This window comes from Pseudomonas sp. S4_EA_1b (assembly GCF_016307435.1).
In the GTDB taxonomy this organism is placed as follows: Bacteria; Pseudomonadota; Gammaproteobacteria; order Pseudomonadales; family Pseudomonadaceae; genus Aquipseudomonas; species Aquipseudomonas rhodesiae.
In genome coordinates, this window is sequence record NZ_JAEILC010000031.1 from 1 (window position 1) to 21902 (window position 21902).

The window sequence follows — 21902 nt, forward strand, 5'->3', positions numbered from 1 at the left end:
CCATGGCTATGCGGCATGATGCTCCAGCTTCAATTCAATAACCGTGTTGCACTCAGCTCCTGAAACCGCCGGGCATCCACTACGACTTCTTGGTTCAATCCGGTTATATTTCATGAAAGCTTCTGTAAGACTTAGCATTGCTCTTAATAGCAGCGCCATGCCGGATGTCTTTCGACAGTCCGATGGTGCGTTCGAATTCCCAAGCGACGATTTTGTAATAAGCCGCGACTCTTCAGGGAATGTCGTATCTCGCTTCGGGAACGTTATCTGGAACCTCACGTCTTACTCGAACACTGGACCATGCACGTTCAACTGGACCTCATGGAGCGATGAGGATTCAGAACTAAAGAGCTCGATAGATCTAGAACTAAAGCGCCTGTGCTTCGGGATTCTATATTTCTCAAGAAAGCGTGTAACTGCAGGTACGCTACGGTCTACCGTTAGTGATTTAAGGCGACTGGCAAGTATTGCGTTAGATTCCGGTTGCACACTCTCTAATTCCTCGGAATCTCTGAAGTTTCAACAAAGGTTGAAATCATCTCTATCTGCTAGTAAACGCTCCGCACTTGAAGATCTACACTCAACTTATGTCAAGCTGTTAGACATTCAATATAGGCATCCGAAGCTTTGCTTCTCCTTCACATCCACTCCCTTGAAAATAGTACTTAGCCTATTAGAAATAACACCCAAGTCCGGCAAGCAAGTCCCTATAGTTCCGACCAGACTTTACTCAAAACTAATAGCTAACCTCATCAAGGTCATCAACGATTTTCTAGCGTCATCAGCAGCAATTCACGAAATTTTCCATACTCGACACAGTAAGGACCCATCTTATGGACTAAACAAGATAACCGCACGAAGCAATGGCAGTCTTCACTGTGGCTCTAAGAGCTTTGAAGATGTGGCCAAGGAGTTGTCGCTAGAATCATATTTCTCAAGCAATAACATTGTGGATAACCGGAATCTCATTTCCCACTTATCAACTATTCAACTTGCCTGCAAATGGTACATCCATATTTTTAGCGGGATGCGTGACACTGAATGCAGGACCCTTCCCCTTGACGCTCTTGAAACGATAGACTCCCCTTCAGGGTTAGTTCATATTCTAAATGGCTACACATCAAAACTTACTGGTGATGGTCAAAAACGAACCTATTGGATTACCTCCCAAGAGGTCGTACCCGCACTTAAATGCGCGCAAGCTATAGCAGAAATAAATTATATTCGACATGACGTAACGCTATCAGATCGCAAGCGATTACCTCTTTTCCCCGCAGTCCGTTTTGATATCGGGATGGAGCACCCAGGATATGGAATTCCGCTTGCGAAGCTAGCTGCCGCCTTGACACCAATCCTTCTGAATCGCTTGGATGTTCTGATTGAAGAACGTGACATCGAAGAACTGGAACTATTTGACGGCTTCAGAGATTGGCGATCTGAAGATAAATTTGGCCTCGGAAAGGCATGGCCATTCACTTCACATCAGGCCCGCCGTTCGCTAGCTGTATACGCGGCTCGATCAGGTCTAGTCTCAATCGGAGCACTCTCCCTACAACTGAAGCACTTAACCATAGCCATGACAAGCTACTACATGAATAATGCCTCGTTCGCAGAGAACTTTGTTTGCACTGACAGTCAAAAAGAGCTCGTTGCAGAGCTGAATACACAACGAAAGATTGCCGAGTTCATTGCCTACGACAACAATGTCATAAATACAAAATCAACTCTGTTCGGTGGAGAGGGCACAAGAATTCAGCGCATAAAGGACAGAACGGAAGTAAGTATTGAGCTAGACCGAAAGCACACTCAGAGAAAATTCTTTAATGGCGAGATGTCTTATAGACCGACCATTATCGGTGGCTGCTCACTAAACGCACCATGTTCAAAAATCTCTTTTACCAATGTATTAACCTGCACAGGGTGCGCTCACAGCATACTAGATGAAAGCAGCATTCCTCGCATCGAGAACGCCCTGCATTCTTTAGAAAGAAAGAAGATTCTTTTTTCGTCGAACAGCGCAAGCTATCAGCAACTAGAGAATGAAGAGTCAGCGCTTAGAGATTTCCTCATGCGTAGTAAGAATTCTATTTCGAGGAAGAGCTGAATGTCTGTTATCACGGAATACCGAGCAGCGCTACAACGCTTGATCGCGGGAAATCCCACCATCGTCCCTAGAGAAAGCAAGATAAACAATGACTCGGTGGCACTCGAGGCTGGCCGAAAACGAGGCTCCATCAAGAAATCTCGCGGCGAGTTCTTGCCTCTAATTAGAGAGATAAGAGAGGCAGCGGAAGATTCTGCCAAGGGCCGGACCGTTAACAAACACGATGAAGCCATCACAAGGATCGATTCGTTAAAGCTCGAACTCTCGCAACTCAAGCAAGAACATGAAGCATTACTTGTAAAGTATCTATCACTACTTCATTACAACCATCAGCTTCAGCAAGAAAACAAAAGGCTAGGCGGTTCTGAAAATCTCATCGGCGAAAGTATAAAACTTGGCAAGGAGCGCTCGTAGGTGACGAGTATGTGGATACGCACTTTTCCATAGCCAGCCGTGACAAAGCCGCATTCAGATCGGGCCGGTTTCAGCCCTAACAAGCACAAGGGACGGCACCGGAATTATGGACATCGCACTGTCGCTGGGTAGGTTTACTGTGTGCCCCTCGGCCGTTGCACTGACAACAGCCTTCAGCCCCCGAATGCTAGAGGCCAATTTCGCTCAGCTCGCTACGGATTCTCGCAAGTACCTCGTCCGACTCTGCTGCAGACTCACTCGAGAGATAGCCAGCAAGAATGACGCTGACGGGGTGTACACCGAGCACAGCCGACATCTGCTCAATCTTGTCCAGCGACGCGCTCCACCGACCGGCTTCGAGATTGCTGATGTAGGGCTGGCTCGGCCCCATGCTCTCCTGAGAAATGTTTCGTTTCAGTCGGTACGACTTGATCGCCGCGCCAAGGGCTCGCTTGAGTTCCGATCGCATTTCAACAGCTCGCAAAAGGAACGATGAAGCCGTTTCAATGCACTTTGATCTATACTATGAATAGTATATTTAGAGGCCCGCCCCATGTTCCTGACCCACCAGCACGCGAAAATCGACAAAGCCGGACTCTTTGGAGACGACCCCACGGCATGTAGCTTCGTGGAGCACAATATTCATCGTCCCTGGTTCTACGTCGCTACAAAGGAATCGTCAGAGGACTTCGACGTTCATCCGATGCTGATGCTGAGTAATGAACGTCTTCTCCAGTCACTCGTGTCAGAGCAAGGACACGGCCTCCTGATGGAAGGGGTGCTATTGGTCACCCCTGATCACGTGAACCAATCGGGGCGATGGATGATGGAGCCGCTCGAATCGATCGAGCGCTTTGAGTCCGCAGAAGGTGTTGCTTACGCTTACCTGGTTCAAGGCGATGTAACCTACATCTATGGCGATGCGGAAATCACAAAGCAGCAGGGCGCACAACGGGAAACGCTATTCAGCAGCACGGTGATGTCGGGTTGTTGCCGCTGACCGAAAACTGACCCAGTAGAGGCTGTTCTGCCGACTGAAAACTGACCCAGGTGTTCAACTGCTTCTGCTCAATTATTGAGCAGGAGAACACAGGGTGATCAGTATGGAAATGATGGGCAAAATTCGGCGGATGTATTTCCGCGACAAGCTGTCGCTGCATGAGATAACCAAGCGTACCGGGTTGGCGCGCAACACCATCCGCAAGTGGGTCAGGGAACCGGAGGCCAAGCAGCCGGTGTACCAGCGACGCGTGGTTTTCAACAAACTCAGCCCTTTTCACGCCACGCTGGAGCAGGCGCTAAAAGCCGATTCGCTGCGGCCCAAGCAACAGCGGCGCAGTGCCAAGGCGCTGTTGGCGCAAATCAAAGCCGAAGGTTATGACGGTGGCTACAGCCAGCTCACCGCGTTTATCCGTGCCTGGCGAGGGGGACAGGGCAAGGCGTCGCAGGCCTTTGTGCCGCTGACTTTTGCTCTTGGCGAGGCGTTTCAGTTTGACTGGAGCGAGGAAGGCTTGCTGGTCGGCGGCATTTACCGGCGTATGCAGGTGGCACATCTGAAGCTGTGTGCCAGCCGTGCGTTCTGGCTTGTGGCGTATCCGAGCCAGGGCCATGAGATGTTATTTGACGCCCATACACGCTCGTTCGGCGCCTTGGGCGGCGTGCCGCGCCGGGGCATCTACGACAACATGAAGACCGCCGTCGACAAGGTCAATAAGGGCAAAGGCCGGGCGGTGAATGCACGCTTTGCGGTGATGTGCGCGCATTACCTGTTCGATCCGGACTTCTGCAACGTCGCCGCTGGTTGGGAAAAGGGCATCGTTGAAAAGAACGTGCAAGACAGCCGCAGGCGTATCTGGCTAGACGCCCAGGACTGCCAGTTTCACTCCTTCGAGGAACTCAATGCCTGGCTGGGCCAGCGCTGCCGCGCGCTTTGGAACGAGCTGACGCACCCTCAATACAGCGGGCTGAGTGTAGCCGAAGTACTGGAGTTGGAGCGCGCTGAACTGATGCCTGTGCCAGCGCCATTCGACGGTTACGTCGAGCGGCCTGCGCGGGTCTCCAGCACCTGCCTGGTCAGCGTCGGGCGCAACCGCTACTCGGTGCCATGTGAGTACGCGGGTAAGTGGGTCAGCAGCCGTTTGTATCCGACGCGAATCGAGGTGGTGGCTGACGACGCGCTGATCGCCAGCCATGTCCGCTTGCTGGATCGCGACCAGGTCAGCTATGACTGGCAGCACTACCTCCCGCTGATCGAACGCAAGCCCGGTGCGCTGCGCAACGGCGCGCCCTTTGCTGATCTGCCGGCGCCGCTGCGTCAGCTTAAGCACGGTCTGGGGCGTCATGCCGGCGGTGACCGGATCATGGCGCAAGTTCTGGCTGCCGTACCGGTCGCCAGGCTCGATGCGGTGCTGGTGGCTGTTGAGCTGGTACTGGAAAGCGGCAGCCTGAGCGCCGAACACATCCTCAATGTCGTGGCGCGCCTGGCCGCGACCGAACCACCACCCAGCGTCGAAACCCACTTGTCGCTCAAGGAAGCCCCCGTCGCTAACACGGCGCGCTACGACCGCCTGCGTGGCCAGACCGAGGAGATCGGTCATGCGTGATTTGATGGCGGAACTCAAGGAGCTGCGCCTGCACGGCATGGCCACGGCCTGGGCGGAGTTAACTGCACAGGGTGAGTCGAACACAGCCTCGTCCAAGTGGCTGCTCGAACACCTGCTGGAACAAGAGCACACAGATCGCGCCATGCGCTCGGTGAGCCACCAGATGAACATGGCCAAGCTGCCGATGCACCGCGATCTGGCCAGCTTCGACTTCAGCGCCTCCAGCGCCGACGCTCGCTTGATCAGCAAGCTGGCCAATCTGAGCTTTACCGACACCGCGCAGAACGTGGTGCTGATCGGTGGGCCAGGCACCGGTAAAACCCACCTGGCCACCGCACTGGCCGTGTCCGGCATCACCCGGCATGGCAAGCGCGTGCGCTTCTACTCCACGGTCGATCTGGTCAATCTGCTGGAGCGCGAAAAACACGACGGCAAAGCCGGGCGGATCGCCCAGGCACTGCTGCGCATGGATCTGGTCATCCTCGACGAACTGGGTTATCTGCCGTTCAGCCAGGCTGGCGGTGCGTTGCTGTTTCACCTGCTGTCCAAGCTGTACGAACACACCAGCGTGGTGATCACCACCAACCTGAGCTTCGCCGAATGGTCGAGCGTGTTCGGCGACGCCAAGATGACCACCGCCCTGCTGGATCGGCTGACCCACCACTGCCACATCGTCGAAACCGGTAACGAGTTCTATCGCCTGCAACACAGTAGCTTGGCGGCCCAGGCCAAGATCAAATCACGGGAGCGAAAGCGTAAGGGCGGCCAGGAACCGGAGGACGATGAGCCGTTCTGATTTCATGGCGACGACGGCCTGCTACATGGCTGCGTGTGGCAGGTCTTAAACAACTGAACTGGGCTAGCGAAGGAGTGGGGGCAACAGCAGCTGCGCTGGTAGACTTATCCACAGTTGCTGGTAACAAAATCAGCAATCCGCCCTGGGTCAAATTTCAATCGGCAGGGTGGGTCAATTTTCCATCAGCGCCAACACACGTGACCGCACTTGGAGCTTAGGACACAAGCCTTCTCGCGAGGGAATCATTAGCGCTGTTCCTGTCCGGACTACCGCAGCGCCTGAACCGGAGACTCGCAGCGGCGACGCAATAATCGGCAATCGGAACAGCAAGGTTTATCACCTAGCCGAGGGATGCCCAGCTATAACAAAGTGTCGCCTAATAACGCGGTGCTTTTCCGTTCTGAGACCGAAGCTGCAGCAGCCGGCTATCGAAAGGCTGGCAATTGCCGATGAAAATTGTCATTCCGCTGGTGGCTGCGAGGAGACCGAATCGGAGTCGTAAGGGCCATAGCCGCTAACGGCCAGAAGCTGCCGGTGGACAGCTTCTTGATAAATGCGTAGGTTCTAATTCGGTCACTGACGCCCTAAAGTTGTATACGTTCAAGCCCCACCAAACGCAAGAGAAACTAACCCCATATGCCTGGCAAGGAGTTTTCATGGCAAAACTAGATTTGACTTCAAAAATCGAACGACTGGAAGCATTTGAAGAGCGTTTGATGGTTAGCTTTAAGAGCCTTTCGGCATTCATGGATGCTGACGAAGATGAGGATGATGACTACATAATGGTCGATGTGCGAGGTGAAATTCACGCGGCAACTGGCACAAAAATAAAAAATGATATTACTTTGGTCATTGCCATTTATGATACATCTGATCGTGTAATTGGCACCTCTGAGTCCACCTATTACTCAGATGATTTTTTCGGTTTCGACACTTTCTCGGAAAGCGTGCACATCTCAGTGAAAAATATCGCCAAAATCCGGATCTACCCAAAAAAGGCTTAAGGCATGCTTGAGGAAATTCGGCGTTCTTTGCTAGGTGAAGCCAGACTGTCACCTAAGTTACTATCTGATCTTGCAGGTCTTGAAAATTACGTAGCAGAGAGCTATGACTCAAGATCATTTATTGAGCTGCTTCAAAACGCAGATGATGCAGGCTCGTCGAGTTTTCTCGTAAAGAGATTTCAACAGTACTTGATCATTGCCAATAACGGCCACGTATTTTCTAAGTCAGACCTAGAGGCAATCTGCCGCAGCGCGGCTTCAACGAAGCAACGCGGAAATAGTATTGGTTACAGAGGAATTGGATTTAAGTCTGTCGTGGGGTTGGCGCAGGAAGTACATATTATCAGCGGGAAATTAGAAGCAACTTTCTCTAAAAAGCTGACACTAAATGACATCCCTCAAGCGGACAAGGTTCCCTTGCTGCGCATTCCGCACCCTATTGATCCAGCAATACGAAGTGAAACGCTGGAAGAGATTGAGCGCTTGATGCTTCAAGGCTACAGCACTTTCTTTATCTTCAACGGACTGGCGGCTGAGTCGATTGATCATGAGTTTATAAGTTTTGACCAATCTTCCTTACTATTCCTAAAAAATATAGGCAAGGTTACCCTCGAAGGCAGAAGAACTGATGAATTCAAGATATCTAGAGATGCATGGGATGATATTTTTTTACTATCGACCTTGAGTAGTTCATCAAGCTTATCAAATTGGATTGTTGCGACCGAAAACTGCGTATCAGTTGCCTTTTATCAAGACCCACAATCAGAAAAAATTGAAGTTCTTTCTGAGAGCGATGCTACTGTGCATGCCTTTCTACCAACCCATGAAGCTACCGGGCTTGGTATCAAAGTCAACGGAGATATTAGCACCGACCCATCTCGCACTAGGGTGGTTTTCGATCAACGGACAGCAGATGGTATAGCCCATATAGCAAAGTTAGTTGCGCGCATTATTAACTATATATTGCATGATGCCCCCCTACCAGACTCTAAAGGAATGCTTGCAGCTCTTCTACCACTTGACGACCCGCGACTACACAAACTCCAAAGAAAATCATTTAAATCAGAGTTCATTTCTGCAATTCAAGCAGAGTGTGAGAAATTTATTCCGGGCTTTTCCTTAAGACCTTCTTGGTTAAACCCCAATGACTTTCAAAAAATTAGCGAAAAAAGCGCGATTATAGCAGCGCCAAAAATCATCAGCGACGTCGATGGTGCCGCCAACTTTATGCGCTATTTGGGCGCAAAAGAAGCCGGACTCAAAGATCTATCAAACTCTCTACAAAACACCGAAATCACTATAAATGGCTGCTCGGAAATTGTTGCTGAATTAATTAGACTTTGTGATACAAAACAGATTGAGCCAATATCAATCGATACAAAATGGCCTATTTTTATTGCAAATGGAGCAAGCATTTCAATTGATCATGCCAAACTAAACGACCTGATGATAGATGCCGACTTCGTGGACTTAGTTGGAGAACGCAGCACTGGCGTAGGCGGTCTAACAAGGCTCATCAAATCTGTAGCAGGTAATGAAACTGCCCTAAGAATCCTCCCCACTACTCCTGCCCCAAATACACGACCAGAGCAAATAGAAAAATCTGGAATCTTACAATCGATTGCAGCCTTCCCCTCTGTGAATGGCAAAAAATCCAACACTCTCAACTTAAAGAAGTGGCGCGGCGCAGAAGAGCAACTAAGAAATATCTTTGAGGCTGAGGGATGGACTGCAATCGATGTAAGCCGTCAAAACATTGGTTACGATATAGAGTGCGAAAACATCGAGGGAAAGAAGCTTTTTATCGAAGTAAAACTTATAGAAACGCCAACTCAGCCTTTCATAATGACAAGTAATGAAGAAGCTGTTGCCCGCCAAAAAGGGGACTGTTACCTGATCGCAATTGTCAAGCAATCAGGCGACAGCATCGAAGTGTCATTCATTCCAAATCCGACAAAGAATCTTGAGTTGGTTCGACAGTGCCGACAATGGGTTTGGGAATGCAGCAATTACCCTTACAATCCAGAAATATATTGTCTGCAATAAGATTACAGATGGTGATTTCACAGCGTGCCAGAAGCTGACTACTAGCGACCGGATCTGCCTATCGTAATGGTTGGATAGCAAGCAAATCTCTACTCTCCTAGCATGGATTGCTTTGCAACTATTTATGCTAAGGCATCTTTTGGCACATATATTTTTCATCGCAGAACAATTTAATGGTACTGCATGTAGTTGAAATGCAACTCATGGAGGCTACAGGGACTTCAAATCCGCTTAGGCGTTGATAACGCCAAGCATATTACAAATGGTCATCTAGGCTGCCTCGCTGAAGACTGGTGGATGTAAACAACGGTAGTCAGACGGGCCAGATACTATCGAGATAAGATTCTGCGCGTCCAAACCCTACAAGGCTGTATGGAATCATGATGACTGAATGGTTGAATACCCTCCGCTATCTGGGCATAAACCGTGCTCTATTCAAGCTGATCGAGAATCCCTCGGTCACTGTTGAGCCTGGTAGCTTCCTCTTCCCCATACTCAACACCGCAGCGCAGAACGGAGTTCCTAGCGTAGAATATTCAAAACTCCTAATGCTGGATGTTGCGTGTGCTGAGTGGGTTCGTCGTGGGCTGCCGCCAAATCTAGCCCGCATTTCTCACAGCCCTGCGCATTGGGCCGTTTTGACGGACGCAGGTCGTCGCAGGTGGCGCAGGCTGCCGACAGCGCTGATTTCGGGCAAGCGCCTGCGAGCGCGCTTGAACAAGGCGCTTGCGGCAGGGTGGACGGGGTGTGATGTGGAGGGGGACGGTGGGTGTGCGGCTGTCAGCGCGCCGCGGCGCTCAAGACATCGAAGGCGTGATCGAACACCTCCTGCTGCGGGAAGGCCGAACTCATGGCCACTTTGACCCGGCGCACGCTCACGGTGATGACCGCGCCGATCTTGAGCAGCTTCAGGCGGATGCTACCGGCCGTGGCCTGGGCCAGTTCGGTCCCCGACAGCGCCAGCCTGCGCAGGCTTTCGAGCAGCACGTAGGCGAACGAGGACAGCCACAGCCGCAGCTGGTTGCTGCGCAGCGTCGCGGTGGAGGTGCGGTCGGCGAACAGGTCGAGCTGACACTCCTTGATGCGGTTCTCCATCTCGCCGCGCGCGCAGTAGAGATCCTCATACAGCGCCTTGTCCGGCCAGTCCCCGACCGCAAGCGTGGTCACCACGAAGCGTGGGTTGGTCTTGCCCGGCAAGGCCTCGGCCTTGGCCACCACCCGGCGCTCGGCGCTCCAGCTTTTCCTCGTGCGGTAGTGCAGTTCCTGGAACACCCGTGCCGGGACTCCCGTCGCTTCGCACTGCGCCTGGGCCTGCCGCAGGCTCGGGCCGATGGCCCGGGTCAGGCGCGCGTTGCGCGCCAGTCCGAAGACATAATCGACCGACTGTGCTTCGCACCAAGTCATCAGGTCATCCCGGCAGAACCCCGAGTCGGCGCGCAGCACGATGCGCGTGTCTGGCCAGCGGGCGCGAATCTGCTTGACGATGCGTTGCACCTCTTCCAGCGCCCCGGCGGCGCCATCGACGTTGGCCGGGCGCAACTTGGCGCACAGCAGGTGACGGCCGCAGAAGATGTACAGCGGCAGGTAACAGTAACCCCCGTAGTAGCCGTGAAAGAACCGGCCCTCCTGCTGCCCATGCAGCGGATCGTCGGTGGCATCCAGATCCAGGATGATCTCCTCTGGCGGCCTGCGGTGGGCGTCCAGAAACAGATCGACGAACAGATCCTCGATCATGCCGGCCTGCGGCCGGATCTTGTGATAGCGCGAACTGCCCTGCGCCTGGAAGCGCTCCAGCCGGTTGAGCGTGCTCTTGCCGGCCAAGGGCGCACAGCGCGCACGTCCGGACTGCAGCTTGCCGATCACCGCGCCCAGCAGCGGGTCGTGGCGCAGTTGCTCGTGATCGTTGAGATCCTCGTAGCCCAGCGCGATGCCCATCACCCGCTGCGCCACCAGCGTGCGCAGCGGAAACTCCACCGCCTCGGGCATCCGATCGTCCTGGAAACAGCCGGCCAGGCGATCGAACAACCCCACCGCTTCATCGGTTTGTTTGAGCAGCAACGCGCCGCCATCCGAACTCACCCGACCGCCATCAAATCCGGCTACCACCGCGCGCCGCCCCACCCCTGAAAACGTGTACTGCTTCGGATTACACTGTGTCTGCATCGGGCCGCTCTCCGTTGTCGCGCTAAATCGTTCTTTGCACAACAATTTTCGCGCATCCGACGGCCCGGTGCATCTCTTCCTGTGAGAAATGCGGGCTAGACCTCCAGATACTTTGTAAACCTGGTGTCGCACCGGACACAGCATCAGCTAAATTATCCGAAGTCATTGCTGGAGGCCTGCTAGGCGCCGTATTCCCTGCGATGGAGCGCATACCGGAAAGGAGGAAAGCCAAAACTCCAGATTTTCGACTTGGCGAAAGCATCTTCGCGGAAGTCTATTGCCCTCAGGAATCAGCCACAGAAGCTAACAAACATAGCGAATGGCTGAAACAGAACATCGGCCCAATCAAACTCTTCATTAGTTACCCCGTAACCGGCTCTAGTCCGCTAGCGTTGAAGTATACAAGCAACGTTGTGATTGATAGGGCTGTTAGCGGCAAGCGTGATAAAAACCAATTTGAGGAGGGGAACGAGAACCTGCTTTGGCTTGACCTGCTAAATGGATTTGGGGTCAATAGCCGGGATACTAAGCCGTATACAAGCGTGCACAAGGGGGAAAGTACATTTGTAGGGAGCTTTGGTATTTGGCATAGCTTATACGGCCAGCAGGGAAGCGCTTTCGTATATGAGCGTACAGATCTCAGGTATCTTGAGCAGCGGAACATCTATAGACAGAGACGGGAAGGACTTTTCAGATTCCGCCCTGAAGTCTCTGGAGCCTTGATAGTTGTAGAGGACGGAATTATTTTATTTGAGAACCCATGGGCATCCACTCCTCTATCGGAAACGGCACGGAAGAGTCTGAAACGATTGACGCGATTTAAGCCTGATAAGTCTTGGTTCGTAACGCCGGGATACCATTTGCAAGATAGGGTGGACGCCGTCCTTGCAGAAATCGATTGGCTTTATGCTGATCCGGAAGCGTAGATCCAATTGCCCAACTCGAAGCGAGGGGCTGCTTTTGGCCGGTAGCGGACCATCTGGAGTGGGCTTTGGGTTCGTTGGTCATGGACGTACCAATATCCAGGGCCCCAGCACATCTGAACTACTACCCCTCGCTCAGCCCCCTCGGCCCTCGCTATGGCGCAGATCGCCTAGAACTGCGCCAAATTCGCCACTCCAATTGGCGCAGTTCAGAAAACTGCGCCATAATTGCGCCAACAGCATTCAAACGGCGCCACCTAAGCTATGCCCTCCTCCACAGACATACTCAACAGTATCCAGGCATCTGGGAACGGTCTGACGCTGACTGAGCTATTGGCCAAACACCCCGACATTGCTCGGAGAACAGCGCAGCGACTGATTGCAAAGCTGATAGCAAGCGGTCAGATCTCAGCGCAGGGTGAAGGTAGAGCACGGCGCTATTTCGGAACTGCTATCCAAGCAGAAACCAGCACCCTGGACACTGATAGCTTTCCGTCCTTTATCCCGCTGTCGGCAGACAGCCGGGACATCCTCGCTTACATCAACCAACCACCTGAAGCGCGCAAGCCCGTAGGCTACCAGCGCGACTTTCTTGACACCTACCAGCCGAACGCAACGAGCTACCTGCCAGAATCACTGCGGCGCCAACTGCACAGAATGGGCAAAACCACAGATGCCTTGGAGCCTGCAGGCACGTACAGCCGCGCAGTCCTGAATCGCCTGCTGATTGATTTATCGTGGGCATCGAGTCACCTGGAGGGGAACACCTACTCGCGACTCGATACGCGACAGCTGATTGAGCATGGAAAGGCCGCACAAGGTAAAGCAGCCATCGAAACACAGATGATCTTGAACCATAAAACGGCAATCGAGCTGTTGGTCGAGAACATTGAAAGTGCAGAGTTCAACCGCTACACATTGATGAACCTGCACAGCGCCTTGGCCGAGAACCTGCTCCCAAATCCTGCAGATGAAGGCCGCATCCGGCAGCATGCCGTCGACATTGGGAAAAGCACCTATCGCCCTCTCTCAACACCACAACAGATTGAGGACACCTTGGAGGTTCTGCTTAGCAAGGCCAATCAGATTACTGATCCGTTCGAGCAGTCGTTCTTCATGATGGTGCACCTGCCCTACCTGCAGCCCTTTGCCGACATCAACAAGCGCACCTCCAGACTGGCAGCGAACCTGCCACTGTTTCGCGCCAACCTATGTCCGCTGACATTTCTGGATGTACCCGAACAGGCCTACAGCCGCGCCACGTTGGGCGTATACGAAATGACCCGGGTAGAGCTGCTGCGCGACCTGTACCTCTGGGCCTATGAACGCTCAACGCAGGAGTACCTGGCAATCAAGCAAGACCTTGCTGAACCAGACCCACTTAGACTGACCTGGCGGGACTTCATCAAATCGACCATTCGAGAGGTCGTCACTCATCCTGAGCTTGATCCACTGACCTGCATTCAACACGCAGTAGCTGAGCATGTTTCAGACACTGAGCAGCCAGAAGTACAAGCCCTGATCGTTGAAGAGCTCCGACGACTGCACGAAGGGGTGCTGGCGCGTTACGGATTACGGCCATCCGAGTTCACCCTCTGGAAATCGCGCCATGGGAATTGATGATCTCACACCCAACCATTCACGCCCTCAGACAGAAAGCGAACACTCAATATTAAACCCTATGGATTACGAAAGCCTTCTTGCACAGGTCGTCCAACTAGTCGAAGACGCTGGCCTGCTGCTCATTACTGAATGGCAGCGCCCAGAAGGACCTCGCGGCTCAGGCGATAAAGCAGATGTCGATGTTGAAATTGAATCACTGCTAAAGCCGCGGTTACTGCAGCTGCTCGACTGTGATTTCTGGGGTGAGGAAACAGGCCATAGGCTCACAGGAGCCAGGTATTGCTGGGTTGTTGACCCCAATGATGGGACTGCAGACTTCCTGAAAGGCCACAAAGGCTCTGCAATATCTGTCGGCTTGCTTGAGGATGCCCAACCGGTGCTTGGCGTGGTCTATGCACCTGTTTTGCTGGATGGTGATTCCGACTGCGTCGCATGGGCAAAAGGGGCACCGTGTGTGCTTCGCAATGGGAGCCCCATTAAAGCGACACTCACCCAAAAAGAATGGAATCAAGACAGCAGAGTTATGGTCAGCACTGCGGCAACGAACAAGCCCGAAATCAATTCTGAATTGTGCTCACCAGGTTGCTTTGTGGCGATGCCCAGCATCGCCTATCGGTTGGCACGAGTCGCAGCAGGTGATGGGGATGCAGGCGTATCGCTTGTGCCGGTTTCAGCACACGATGTGGCTGCAGGTCATGCGCTGCTAATTGGCGCAGGGGGCGTGCTGATTGACCAGGATGGGAACAGCATCACTTATGTCACTGAAGCCGACATGCAGACAGTATCTCGGAGATGCTTTGGCGGTACGCGAGAAGCCTGCCAGTCACTGGCAAGCCGAAATTGGAGCAAGGTATTTACATGAAAACGCTAAAAGTCGTGATCGAGGATTGGGATGGTGATGGCGCCATTCGCATTCCCGATGAGGTCCTCCAAGAGCTCGGTGTAGATGTTGGTGACTCCCTTTATCTAGTCGAGGAATACGTTGGCTCAACGCGGTGCCTAGTGCTGAGCAAAACTGAACGCACTCCAGACCGCGTTGATGAACTGGTCGGACACTGGGATACCTTCGGAAAAGTGCAGAATGTTACGGATGATTGAGCAGGCAACCAGGCAGAACTGGCTGCCCTGCCTGTCGCATGACGTCATGAGCAAAGCGTTTAGAGGACTAATCGGGGCAACCACCTGAACCAAAACGCTTTGATCAATCCAGTCAGTTCAACTCCCCAGAAAGGATTTGAACGCAAAAAACCCTCCCTGTACCGCGCTAAGCCTTTGAAGTGAAGATCGATTTGGATGCGCTCTTGACGGAAGGCTCAAGGTTCCTACGCCTCTCACGATTGGTACCCCGCACCTTGCGATGCCTCGTTCCATTGTCGAAGGCGCTCTTGATTCAGCCTTCTAGATTCACCCGGTGACACGGGTGGTTCCCACCAAGGGGAACAACTTCATTAAGCGACTTCGTGTCGCACTTCGACCCAATTGTTGTCGATGGGCACGGCGCCGTCCTCGAGGTATCGAGTCAGTGCCGCCCACCGTTTGAGGCTGTAATCCAGGGCTTTGGCGATGGCCGAGCCCTCTGGCACGCGGTCGTGCTGGGCCAGCATCCAGGTATGCAGTGTTTCGAGGATGGGAGCCGCTTTTTCCTGCCGTATTCGCCAGCGACCTTCATCGCTCATGTCGCGTGCCTGCCGTTCGATCTCGTACAGGCCGGCAATTGAGTGCAGCACCCGCTCGGCCAGTTGGCTCTTGTTCGTGGCGTGCAGATCGAAGAACTTGCGCCGGGCGTGGGCCATGCAGCCGATTTCGGTAATGCCTTGCTCGAAGCTGGCCTTGTAGCCGGCGAAGTCGTCGCAGACCAGCTTGCCGCTCCATTGGCCGAGGAAGTTACGGGCATGTTCGCCAGCACGGCTGGGGCTGAAGTCGTAGACCACGGCCCTAAGGTCGGCGAAGGGTGTGGTGCTGTAGGCCCAGACGTAAGCCCGGTGGGTTTTCTTCTCGCCGGGCGCGAGCATCTGTACCGGGGTTTCGTCGGCATGGATCACGCCTTGGGCCAGCACTGCTTCGCGCAAGGCATCGACCAGGGGCTGAAGCTGCACGCCGGTTTGCCCGCCCCATTGCGCCAGCGTCGAGCGGGCGATGACCAGGCCAGCACGGCCGAAGATTTTTTCCTGTCGGTACAGCGGCAGGTGGTCAGCGAACTTGGCCACCATCACGTGGGCCAACAGGCCGGCGGTGGGGATGCCCTTGTCGATTACCTGGGCCGGTACCGGCGCCTGGATCAGCGTTTCGCACTGGCGGCAGGCCCATTTTCCACGCACATGCTGCTCGACCGTGAACACGCCCGGCGTGTAATCCAGCTTTTCGCTGACGTCTTCGCCGACGCGCTGGAGCTGGCAGCCGCAGGCGCACTGGGTGTTTCCGGTTCGTGACGGATCACGGTACGCGGGAACTGTGGCGGCAGCGGTGCACGCTTGGGCTGTTTGCGTGGCTCGGTCGATGCAACTGGTGGATTCAACGCCTTCAGCTCGGCCTCGATGGCCGCGATATCGGTGTCGAGCAGGTCGTCGAGCAGGCTGCCCTGGCCTGGGTGCGGATTCCACGGTCATCTGGCCACCCATTCCATGAGCATCTGACCACCTATTCCACGGTGATCTGGCCACCCATTCCACGCGTATCCGACCACTGATTCCACGGTCATCCGGCCACTCAACCGGGCAGGCAGTAACGCAGGATTTCTTCACTACCATCGACCTCTTTTTCGAAGCAGAGAGGTCGTCGTGGAGCGTTTGTCCATGCGTAAGATTCGCGAAGTACTTCGTCTCAAGTTCGAGGTCGGGCTATCGGCTCGCCAGATTGCCGTCAGCGTGCAGATCGGTCGTGTCACTGTCGGCGATTACCTCAACCGCTTTGCCGCCAGCGGTCTAGCCTGGCCCTGTTCGTTGTCCGATTCCGAGCTGGAACAGCAACTGTTCCCACTGGCCCCTGCGGTGCCCAGCGAGCAGCGGCCGCTGCCTGATTGGTCTTGGGTGCATGCCGAGCTGCGTCGCCCCGGCGTGACCTTGGCGCTGCTCTGGCAGGAGTACCGCCTGAGCCAGCCGAAAGGCTTTCAGTACAGCTGGTTCTGCGAGCACTACCGAGCCTGGCAGGGCAAGCTGGACGTGGTGATGCGCCAGGAACATCGCGTTGGCGAGAAGTTGTTCGTCGACTACGCCGGGCAGACGGTGCCGGTGATCGACCGCTATAGCGGCGAGATCCGCCAGGCGCAGGTGTTCGTCGCGGTGCTTGGTGCATCCAGCTACACCTTCGCCGAAGCCACCTGGTCGCAGCAGTTACCTGACTGGCTGGGCTCCCATGCCCGCTGCTTCGCCTTCCTCGGCGGCGTGCCGGAGATCGTGGTGCCGGACAACCTGCGAAGCGCGGTGAGTAAGAGCCATCGCTACGAGCCGGACATCAACCCGAGCTACCGCGATCTGGCCGAGCACTATGGCGTGGCGGTGGTGCCGGCGCGGGCGCGTAAGCCGCGCGACAAGGCTAAGGCATGGATTTGGTGCTACCCGACGAGCCAAGCCTGCGGCGCGTGGCCGGCGGAGATGTAGATCTGTCCATATAGTCCTCATTTGCATGGACACGAAGAATTTTTCTAGACCTCCGGAAACCGAGGGTTTCCGCCCTGTCCATCAGTTCGAACTTACGACTGGCCGGACACGAACCCAGTGGGCATTTCTCTACTTCTTCTACAAACGACTCAGATCATCGTCGTAGGTGATCCTCACCAGAGCATTTTCCAGTTTAGAAACGCTGTGAATGCTCTTGACCATGAGTTTTTCTCGGATGCGGTCACCATGCACCTTACGACTTCGTTCCGCTTTGGTCCTGCTTCAGCCCATGTCGCCAACCTTCTCCTCGCGCTCAAGGGGGAGACCACACAGGTCGTTGGGGGCGGGGCTCGAACACAGATAAAAACTGCCTTGCCCGCTGATACAAAAAAGGCGACCTACATCAACAGAACCGTCATGGGTGTTATTGAGACCGCCCTCTTCTTCGCCACGGCTGGGAAAAAGATCTATTGGGTTGGCGAGAGCAAGTCGTACCAGATTGACGACATTGCGGATCTGTACTGGCTGGCGACCGGAGAGACAGACAAGATCAAGAATTCTCGGATCACCAACGAATACCAAACATTCGACCATTACACCCAGGTCGCGGAAGACACAAAAGATATCGAAATGAACCGAGCACTCAGAATCGTCAATGGGTATGACGACCTGATGGCCAAGCTCGATCAGCTGCGGAAAATGACTGTCAAGGATGAGTCCGAAGCTGATGTCGTCGTCACCACCGCTCACCGCTGCAAAGGCTTGGAGTGGGACAATATTCAGCTGATGGAAGACTTCCCCGATCCGCTCGACCCGGAGATGAAGCGCGAGGAATCAGACGCAGAAATCAACCTGCTGTACGTGGCGGTCACCCGCGGGAAACTTTTGACCGCCGTGAACTCAATCGTGATATCGCTGATGAGGGAAAGTCAGCGAAGGGCTGTTGCTGCAGAAAAAGAGGCTGCAAGGGCTGCAACCCTGGAGTCTTACGCCTGACTCCGCTGCCCGCCAAACCGAAGATTAAGGTCTTTCAGCGTCGCCCCATACCCCAGCTCCGACATCTCGCAGATTACCTCTCGCACGGGGTACAACTCAGCCAAATAGAGGCGATCGCCAACATGGACAATTTCAAAGCCCCGGCGGTGATACTCGGCATCCAGTTCACGCCAACTACCTACAACCTTTGTTAAGGCCAGGAGCTCAATCCTTCTGACATCGCTCAGATCGCCGACAGATCGAGATTTTCGAGTAGCCTTTACTCCATCCATATTGAGGGTGCCGGCCACCAAGGGCGCACGCCTGAGACTTACAAGCCGCCGAAATTTCCCAATCATGGTGTTTAAAGCTTGGTTGCGCATAAGGGCCACCTCCAATAGCAATGCTACTGAAGGAAGCCAAACCAATAGGCTCAATTGGTGCCTTAGACAGGGGAGCGCTGACTTTTGGCTTGGAAGTCAAACCAGGCCTCGAGGGACCCAGAGAGTGCGTTAAGAGGGTCCTTCTGCTGCTCGTGCTCACCCACCAATCGCAACAACTCGGTGGCTACTAGATCCCCACCAACGCTCCTGCTGCACTCGGGGCAGATAGTGTTCCGGGTTAGGATGCCGGGGTGCCGCGGATTGCGTCGGGTCAGATTGAACTCAGCGTATGCGCGCGCGTAGAGACTCAGGGCTTCAGACGGGATGGCGCGAATATGAACGGTACCGGCGGTAGCCATAATGCAGTTATGAGACATGTGGATTCCTTGCATAAAGACCCCTCCACAATAATGGAAGGGCCAAATATGCAACCCCCTCAGGTATTCAGCCTCACTCAGCCGCCTTCGAGGGTTCTTTCTCTTGTTCGGCGGCTGCTGGAGGATTGCCCAGAAGCTGCTTGCTGATCACGCTCCCTGGATCGACCGGCTCGCCATTCTCTTTGGCCTTAGCCTGGGCATCCTTGACCTTGGACTCGGAAATCATCCGTTTCATCGCGTCAATGAAGTCTTTGGTCGGGCGATTTCCTTTGATGAATTCCTTCTCACCGGTCAGGTTGTCGATCAAAACGGTGGCCGGCGTGCCAGTTGCACCGATCTTGGCACCCAGCTTGGCCTGGTCTTCGATGTGACCCTTGTATCGCTCGCTCGCCATACACTCTTGATACTTCCCGGTGTCTGCGCCGAGTTTCCGCACAGTCTCATCAAGGTCAGATACGCCGGCGCCGTTACCCCCGGACTTTTGGAAAACCTCGTCCAACATCACCCAGAAGCCGCGGTTGCCAAATTGGTCGGCATAACACTCCGCTGCGTGCGCTTCAGTGGTCGCTGCAGGGTTGTGGAAACTCAATGGCATATGCCGGAACTGCCAGTTGACTGCACCATTGGAGCGGTCAACGATTTCTTTCAGGGTGCCGTGAAGGCCCTTGCAGTATGGGCATTCCAGATCACTGAATTCTGCCAGGGTAAAGCGAGCAGTAAGGCCCCCGTACACCCGAGCATTGCCGGGCACCTCATCAGGGGCCTCTTTGAAGTCAGCGAATCGAGACGTTCTGTACTCCTCGATTTGAGCTTTTTCTTTCGTGGCAACGGCCTCATTCACTGCCGAGTTGATTGCCTTGTCGAAAGATTCCGTCGAGGTGTAGAAAGCCAGACCAGCAACGGTGATGACTTGAGAGATGGCGACGCTCAGCAGGATGGAAGCGCCATTTGCTTTGATGAACTGTTTCATTGTGGGTCCGACGGTCCTTGGTAAACAACAATGGCCAAAGCGTAATCCCTTGGCCATCGTGTATGCCTCGAGTCGGCACCCTAAACTGGGTCAGTTAGAAGTCTCTTCCCGCTACTGCTTTCAGGCAACCAGGCATTCCTTCGAGGTGGTCGAAGTGATGCATCTGGAATGCCTGGCGAGGAAGACTGCGCGTCTCCAAAAGCTCGCCGCGGGATGCAAGCAAACAAGCCAAGACGGGACCGCAGTCGGCTCCCCCCGAAGTATCTTCGAGGCGATCTCGGAGCACCAAGTCGCAAAGTTCAGGCGAAGTACCTTCGTATTGACTGACCAAACTTGAAGAAGCGCCAATTAAGGAGAGCTTCGTCAAGATCGGTGTGCGAGATGACAATGCCCTCATCTCATCCTCCAGCCGTTGCCCATACCGGCCCAGAATCTCGCAAAGAGACTCAAGCTGCTCAGAAAGCAGCCTTGCCTCGCGGACGTATGAGTTGTACTGAAAAACATCTCTTCTGGGCAGTCCACGGCCAGCACCGATCGCATCGAGCTTGCCGAGCTTGCGCTCAACTCGGCGCAAAGCCGCCTTGGAGGCCAGGTAGCGTGCGTAGGCGGCACGAGCTTCCTTACGCAGCATCAGAAACACCGAATAACCTGGACGGAAATTAGCGTTCACAACGAGTCTCATCGCCATAGTTTGAGGCTCTAATCTACCCATTAAATGTTGGCGGAAATCGCAAGTTTGTCCCGGAGATGGGGTACGTTAGCTGAATGAACTCCAGACCATCGTGCGGATTTTGCGGATGCTCTCGAATTAGTACGCGCAGAAGTAGCCACACGCTGATCCTTCTTCAGCCAGTACGCATAGGGAGATGCGTCCGGAAGAGGCCCACAAAGTGTGTCGGTTGTCCTGAGCAGAATTTCGCACTCGCGAATGAGCCACGCAGCTGTACCAAACTCTTCGCGATGGTCTAGCCAGTATTTCGAGCTCTGAATCGAAAACAGAAGCCTGATGGCATAGTGCACTGCCTTTGGAATGGCAGTATCTGACTGCTCAGAAGCAGCCATAACGCAGAAAAGCTTGCTTGCGAGCTTGGCTCGAACGCCTAACCCGAACTTCACTTGCGAAGGCGTGCCCAGCAAATCTGGAAGCCGCTGAGCTCTTGATAAACTCAGTGGGTCAGATACTTGCCCAAGGGCGCAGAGATCAAGCACCGTTCTGATCTCTGCCTTGCAATCCTCACACAGGGTACGCCCTGCCTGAAGCTCCTGCTGTAGGCGCTGCTTTTGATTGGTGTAGGCGAAGCTGTAGGCATCTCCATGTCCACAGACACGAAGCATTCGTTTGTCGTACTCAGATCCGTATTTCATCTCGGTAGGCTCGCAAGCTGAACAACACCAGCCTGACAGAACCTTGAAAAGTGCAACCCCTATAGCAAAAGGCCCGGAATAATCCGGGCCAAAATACAAAGCTGGTGTTAAGCCGTACGTGCAAGATGAAGCTGATGCCGCTCACGCCGGTTCTGTTCATCGACGGTGTACATCGCGGTTGGACACACAAGCAGCCGCTCCAGGCCGATCGGTTCACCGGTGAGCACCGAGAATCCGTACGAAGACTCCATCTCGTTCAGAGCTACCTTGACCTCCTGTATAGCCGCTGCATCACGCTGCAGCGAGCGACCCAGAAACATGCGCTGTTCCTCCACACCGGCTTGATCTGCTGGGTCTGCAGCATTCTCAAGCGATTCAAGCTGAACCTTGCCATCGCGGTAGTGAACATGCAGCTCATCGAGCCGCGCCAGCAGCAGGTTACGGAAGAACGCCAATTGCACGTCATTCATGTAGTCGTCCGCCGGCATCGCGAGCAACTCTTCCTTCGTCATACACCCTCCCAGCCCGGAAATAGAACACATGGGGCCTGGTCCAGTGCC

At 54.2% G+C, this 21902-nt stretch carries 19 protein-coding genes and 2 pseudogenes; 13 read left to right on the plus strand and 8 right to left on the minus strand.

The features are described 5' to 3' along the window. Positions 1 to 901: 901 nt before the first annotated feature. On the plus strand, positions 902 to 2104 hold the full coding sequence (locus YA0848_RS10380; protein ID WP_156115285.1) for a hypothetical protein: 1203 nt from the start codon (positions 902 to 904) through the stop codon (positions 2102 to 2104). Beyond that, positions 2105 to 2518 carry a hypothetical protein gene (locus YA0848_RS10385; RefSeq protein WP_052392130.1) on the plus strand — a complete coding sequence of 138 codons (414 nt, stop codon included), beginning with the start codon at positions 2105 to 2107 and terminating at the stop codon, positions 2516 to 2518. 187 nt (positions 2519 to 2705) lie between these two features. On the opposite strand, the gene YA0848_RS10390 is transcribed toward YA0848_RS10385, so the two are convergent. After that, positions 2706 to 2987 carry a helix-turn-helix domain-containing protein gene (locus tag YA0848_RS10390; protein ID WP_041476950.1) on the minus strand — a complete coding sequence of 94 codons (282 nt, stop codon included), beginning with the start codon at positions 2985 to 2987 and terminating at the stop codon, positions 2706 to 2708. An 84-nt stretch (positions 2988 to 3071) separates the two neighbouring features. Between YA0848_RS10390 and YA0848_RS10395 the strand changes: the two genes are divergently transcribed. From YA0848_RS10395 to YA0848_RS10415, 5 genes are all read left to right on the plus strand, one after another. Next, a complete protein-coding gene (locus YA0848_RS10395) occupies positions 3072 to 3518 on the plus strand; it encodes a hypothetical protein (protein ID WP_198731269.1) in 447 nt (148 codons plus the stop codon). Positions 3519 to 3621: 103 nt separating this feature from the next. Then, positions 3622 to 5121: an IS21 family transposase gene (gene istA, locus YA0848_RS10400; RefSeq protein ID WP_198731296.1), complete on the plus strand. Its 1500-nt coding sequence runs from the start codon at positions 3622 to 3624 to the stop codon at positions 5119 to 5121. Next, on the plus strand, positions 5114 to 5917 hold the full coding sequence (gene istB / locus YA0848_RS10405; RefSeq protein ID WP_198731270.1) for an IS21-like element ISPst3 family helper ATPase IstB: 804 nt from the start codon (positions 5114 to 5116) through the stop codon (positions 5915 to 5917). The genes istA (YA0848_RS10400) and istB overlap by 8 nt, the downstream gene beginning before the upstream one ends. Positions 5918 to 6573: 656 nt before the next feature. After that, on the plus strand, positions 6574 to 6921 hold the full coding sequence (locus YA0848_RS10410; protein ID WP_198731271.1) for a hypothetical protein: 348 nt from the start codon (positions 6574 to 6576) through the stop codon (positions 6919 to 6921). A 3-nt stretch (positions 6922 to 6924) separates the two neighbouring features. Further along, positions 6925 to 8967: a DUF3883 domain-containing protein gene (locus YA0848_RS10415; protein WP_198731272.1), complete on the plus strand. Its 2043-nt coding sequence runs from the start codon at positions 6925 to 6927 to the stop codon at positions 8965 to 8967. A gap of 780 nt (positions 8968 to 9747) precedes the next feature. On the opposite strand, the gene YA0848_RS10420 is transcribed toward YA0848_RS10415, so the two are convergent. Further along, positions 9748 to 11130, minus strand: a complete 1383-nt coding sequence (locus YA0848_RS10420) for an IS1380 family transposase (protein WP_034018616.1) — start codon at positions 11128 to 11130, stop codon at positions 9748 to 9750. Positions 11131 to 11330: 200 nt separating this feature from the next. Between YA0848_RS10420 and YA0848_RS10425 the strand changes: the two genes are divergently transcribed. From YA0848_RS10425 to YA0848_RS10440, 4 genes are all read left to right on the plus strand, one after another. After that, positions 11331 to 12056 carry a hypothetical protein gene (locus tag YA0848_RS10425; RefSeq protein WP_198731273.1) on the plus strand — a complete coding sequence of 242 codons (726 nt, stop codon included), beginning with the start codon at positions 11331 to 11333 and terminating at the stop codon, positions 12054 to 12056. Between the two features lie 261 nt (positions 12057 to 12317). Then, positions 12318 to 13673, plus strand: a complete 1356-nt coding sequence (locus tag YA0848_RS10430; RefSeq protein WP_041476653.1) for a Fic family protein — start codon at positions 12318 to 12320, stop codon at positions 13671 to 13673. 61 nt (positions 13674 to 13734) lie between these two features. Beyond that, the gene (locus tag YA0848_RS10435) at positions 13735 to 14538 is read left to right on the plus strand and encodes an inositol monophosphatase family protein (protein WP_041476671.1); all 804 of its coding nucleotides are present in this window, start codon (positions 13735 to 13737) and stop codon (positions 14536 to 14538) included. Then, entirely contained in the window at positions 14535 to 14774 is a 240-nt protein-coding gene (locus YA0848_RS10440) for an AbrB/MazE/SpoVT family DNA-binding domain-containing protein (protein ID WP_041476652.1), read from the plus strand. Before YA0848_RS10435 ends, YA0848_RS10440 begins: the two co-directional genes overlap by 4 nt. A gap of 371 nt (positions 14775 to 15145) precedes the next feature. On the opposite strand, the pseudogene tnpC reads toward YA0848_RS10440, so the two are convergent. Then, positions 15146 to 16263: pseudogene (tnpC, locus tag YA0848_RS10445) on the minus strand (IS66 family transposase); the annotation flags it as partial. Positions 16264 to 16468: 205 nt separating this feature from the next. Between tnpC and istA (YA0848_RS10450) the strand changes: the two are divergent. After that, a pseudogene (istA, locus tag YA0848_RS10450) lies at positions 16469 to 17215 on the plus strand (IS21-like element ISPpu23 family transposase); the annotation flags it as partial. A 174-nt stretch (positions 17216 to 17389) separates the two neighbouring features. Further along, complete coding sequence (locus tag YA0848_RS10455) at positions 17390 to 18268, plus strand: 3'-5' exonuclease (RefSeq protein WP_198731274.1); 879 nt, start codon at positions 17390 to 17392, stop codon at positions 18266 to 18268. Here YA0848_RS10455 and YA0848_RS10460 read toward each other — a convergent pair. From YA0848_RS10460 to YA0848_RS10480, 5 genes are all read right to left on the minus strand, one after another. Beyond that, positions 18259 to 18630 carry a hypothetical protein gene (locus YA0848_RS10460; RefSeq protein WP_198731275.1) on the minus strand — a complete coding sequence of 124 codons (372 nt, stop codon included), beginning with the start codon at positions 18628 to 18630 and terminating at the stop codon, positions 18259 to 18261. The two genes, YA0848_RS10455 and YA0848_RS10460, sit on opposite strands and share 10 nt — an antisense overlap. A gap of 450 nt (positions 18631 to 19080) precedes the next feature. Further along, complete coding sequence (locus YA0848_RS10465) at positions 19081 to 19977, minus strand: DsbA family protein (protein ID WP_198731276.1); 897 nt, start codon at positions 19975 to 19977, stop codon at positions 19081 to 19083. 94 nt (positions 19978 to 20071) lie between these two features. Continuing rightward, positions 20072 to 20647 (minus strand): hypothetical protein, encoded by a 576-nt coding sequence (locus tag YA0848_RS10470; protein WP_198731277.1) that lies wholly within the window; start codon positions 20645 to 20647, stop codon positions 20072 to 20074. A 41-nt stretch (positions 20648 to 20688) separates the two neighbouring features. Next, entirely contained in the window at positions 20689 to 21342 is a 654-nt protein-coding gene (locus YA0848_RS10475) for a hypothetical protein (RefSeq protein WP_198731278.1), read from the minus strand. Between the two features lie 107 nt (positions 21343 to 21449). Next, entirely contained in the window at positions 21450 to 21854 is a 405-nt protein-coding gene (locus YA0848_RS10480; protein ID WP_198731279.1) for a TraR/DksA family transcriptional regulator, read from the minus strand. Positions 21855 to 21902 lie beyond the last annotated feature (48 nt).

Excerpts from the sequence above, each read along its gene's own strand:
- YA0848_RS10385 (WP_052392130.1), top strand. The coding sequence starts at position 2,105 with ATGTCTGTTATCACGGAATACCGAGCAGCGCTACAACGCTTGATCGCG.
- YA0848_RS10390 (WP_041476950.1), bottom strand. The coding sequence starts at position 2,987 with ATGCGATCGGAACTCAAGCGAGCCCTTGGCGCGGCGATCAAGTCGTAC.
- YA0848_RS10395 (WP_198731269.1), top strand. The coding sequence starts at position 3,072 with ATGTTCCTGACCCACCAGCACGCGAAAATCGACAAAGCCGGACTCTTT.
- istA (WP_198731296.1), top strand. The coding sequence starts at position 3,622 with ATGGAAATGATGGGCAAAATTCGGCGGATGTATTTCCGCGACAAGCTG.
- istB (WP_198731270.1), top strand. The coding sequence starts at position 5,114 with ATGCGTGATTTGATGGCGGAACTCAAGGAGCTGCGCCTGCACGGCATG.
- YA0848_RS10410 (WP_198731271.1), top strand. The coding sequence starts at position 6,574 with ATGGCAAAACTAGATTTGACTTCAAAAATCGAACGACTGGAAGCATTT.
- YA0848_RS10415 (WP_198731272.1), top strand. The coding sequence starts at position 6,925 with ATGCTTGAGGAAATTCGGCGTTCTTTGCTAGGTGAAGCCAGACTGTCA.
- YA0848_RS10420 (WP_034018616.1), bottom strand. The coding sequence starts at position 11,130 with ATGCAGACACAGTGTAATCCGAAGCAGTACACGTTTTCAGGGGTGGGG.
- YA0848_RS10425 (WP_198731273.1), top strand. The coding sequence starts at position 11,331 with ATGGAGCGCATACCGGAAAGGAGGAAAGCCAAAACTCCAGATTTTCGA.
- YA0848_RS10430 (WP_041476653.1), top strand. The coding sequence starts at position 12,318 with ATGCCCTCCTCCACAGACATACTCAACAGTATCCAGGCATCTGGGAAC.
- YA0848_RS10435 (WP_041476671.1), top strand. The coding sequence starts at position 13,735 with ATGGATTACGAAAGCCTTCTTGCACAGGTCGTCCAACTAGTCGAAGAC.
- YA0848_RS10440 (WP_041476652.1), top strand. The coding sequence starts at position 14,535 with ATGAAAACGCTAAAAGTCGTGATCGAGGATTGGGATGGTGATGGCGCC.
- YA0848_RS10460 (WP_198731275.1), bottom strand. The coding sequence starts at position 18,630 with ATGCGCAACCAAGCTTTAAACACCATGATTGGGAAATTTCGGCGGCTT.
- YA0848_RS10465 (WP_198731276.1), bottom strand. The coding sequence starts at position 19,977 with ATGAAACAGTTCATCAAAGCAAATGGCGCTTCCATCCTGCTGAGCGTC.
- YA0848_RS10475 (WP_198731278.1), bottom strand. The coding sequence starts at position 21,342 with ATGAAATACGGATCTGAGTACGACAAACGAATGCTTCGTGTCTGTGGA.
- YA0848_RS10480 (WP_198731279.1), bottom strand. The coding sequence starts at position 21,854 with ATGACGAAGGAAGAGTTGCTCGCGATGCCGGCGGACGACTACATGAAT.